Source organism: Candidatus Thermoplasmatota archaeon, assembly GCA_029907305.1.
GTDB lineage: Archaea > Thermoplasmatota > E2 > DHVEG-1 > DHVEG-1 > JARYMC01.
In genome coordinates this window covers 1-2,041 of record JARYMC010000130.1, presented here as the reverse complement: position 1 = coordinate 2,041, position 2,041 = coordinate 1, and the positions used below count along the sequence as shown (strand labels likewise).

General features: G+C 36.2%; 3 protein-coding genes. All 3 read left to right on the top strand.

The annotated features are described in order from the left end of the window. On the top strand, positions 1-683 hold a 683-nt coding region (locus tag QHH19_07260; protein MDH7518118.1), incomplete at its 5' end, for an RNA-binding protein. A gap of 89 nt (positions 684-772) precedes the next feature. Beyond that, positions 773-1,318 carry a TATA-box-binding protein gene (locus QHH19_07255; GenBank protein MDH7518117.1) on the top strand — a complete coding sequence of 182 codons (546 nt, stop codon included), beginning with the start codon at positions 773-775 and terminating at the stop codon, positions 1,316-1,318. A gap of 20 nt (positions 1,319-1,338) precedes the next feature. Then, positions 1,339-1,890: a TATA-box-binding protein gene (locus QHH19_07250; protein MDH7518116.1), complete on the top strand. Its 552-nt coding sequence runs from the start codon at positions 1,339-1,341 to the stop codon at positions 1,888-1,890. Positions 1,891-2,041: the final 151 nt, after the last annotated feature.

Here is a 2,041-nt window from a genome sequence, read left to right as displayed (position 1 = left end):
ACAAAATTGAAAAAAGTATTGACGAGAAAGACAAAATCAGGGAACAGGCATTAAGGATAACTAGAGAGATAATTATTGGTTGCAGAAAAGCTATACAGTGTTTACATCAAAACCTCATTGATGATGCTGAGAAATATATCGAGAAAGCTTATAGCGAGTTGTCTAATCTTTATAGTACTGTCAAAGACTATGGTGATCTCTATCATGCTGGTTTTGTTGAAAATGCAGCCCAAGAAGTTGTAGAGGCTAAATGTCTTTTAAACATATTAAAGGGAAAGGATTTACCTGATCCCGATGAGATTAAAACCACTTACAATGCTTACCTTATGGGGTTGTGTGATGTCGTTGGTGAACTCAGGAGAAGCGCCCTGGAGTTTATAAGAGCGGGGGATAATACTAAGGCTGATGAGTACCTGAAGATGATGGAAAGCATATATGATGCTGTTATCAGATTTGATTACCCCTCTGCTTTGGTTCCAATCCGTAAAAAACAGGATATGATACGGGGTTTGGTAGAACGTACCAGAGGGGAGCTAGCTATTGCTAGTTGTGAAAAGAGGATAAATGAGAAAACACATGAGTTCCATGGTTTACTTGACAAGATAGATGAAGAAGAAAAACATGAAAAGAAGACAGAAAACAAAAAGAACGAAGTTGATCTAGATATCGATAAAATCTGGTAAAACTACTTTTTCCTGTTTTTTATCATATTTTGAACGAAACCTATATAAAAACGCTTTATATACTCTAAGGAGGGAAGGCTAAAACTTATATGGTTGATATAAACGTTGAAAATATTGTGGTTTCTGCCCAGCTAGCAGAAAAAATAGACATTAAAAGCCTCGCTGAGAAAATACCTGATTCAAAGTACAACCCTGATGAGTTCCCTGGTCTTATTTTACATTTTGAAGAACAGAAAACAGCTGCTCTCATATTTTCCAGCGGCAAAGTTATCTGCACGGGTGCCAAATCAATAGAACAAGCAAAAGAGACAATAACAACACTAATCAGTGAGATGAAAAAAAATGGTATAGACACACCTGATGAAATTGAGGTTATAACACAGAATATTGTAGCATCTGCTGACCTCAAAAAAGATCTACAACTTAGTTCAATAGCAAAAGGTTTGCTTTTGGAAAATGTCGAGTATGAACCAGAACAGTTCCCTGGGTTGGTTTATAAGATGAGTGATATAGGTGCGGTGATACTTCTTTTTAGCTCCGGTAAAATGGTTTGTACAGGGGCAAAAAAAATGGATGACGTACACCGTGCCATTGATACGATGAAAGAAAAGCTTTCATCCTTAGGAGTTTTATAAAAAAACTGGAGGAGAAGATAATGCCACATGTAGAAGTAGAAAATATTGTAGCGTCTACATCCTTCGCAGATAAACTGGATTTAGACGTAATAGCACAATCATTAGAAGAAGCTGAGTACGAACCAGAACAGTTCCCAGGACTAGTATACCGTTTAAGTAACCCGAAAACCGCTACGCTTCTTTTCAGGAGTGGAAAAGCTAATTGTACTGGTGCAAAAAACGTTGAGGATGTAAGAAAAACAGTAAACATAATAGCGGATAAACTAAGAAAACTCGGGGTTGACGTGTATAAAGATTTAAAAATTGTTATACAAAATATTGTAGCAATATCTGATCTTGGAACCGAGCTAAACCTTAATGAGGTTGCTATGGGACTAGGATTAGAAAACGTGGAATACGAACCGGAACAGTTCCCAGGACTAGTATATCGTATAAAGGAACCAAGGGTAGCAATGCTCTTGTTTGGTTCTGGTAAAATTGTTTGTACAGGTGCAAGAAAAACAGAGGATGTATCACTAGCTGTAGAGAAACTTTCACAGGAACTAGCTTCACTAGACCTACTCAAAAAATAGAGAAAAATTTCTCTTTTTTTATTTTTTGATTTTCAATATCGTATTTAGGCTAAATTTCAAAATGCCATTTTTTCACGGGGTTGTAGAAATCCTCAACTCTGATAAAAATCAAAAAGATAATTTTATCTGATTTTTGCATAGTAAGTAGGTT

Bases quoted from the DNA above. Each gene is read 5' to 3' on its own strand.
- QHH19_07255 (MDH7518117.1), top strand. From the start codon at position 773: ATGGTTGATATAAACGTTGAAAATATTGTGGTTTCTGCCCAGCTAGCA.
- QHH19_07250 (MDH7518116.1), top strand. From the start codon at position 1,339: ATGCCACATGTAGAAGTAGAAAATATTGTAGCGTCTACATCCTTCGCA.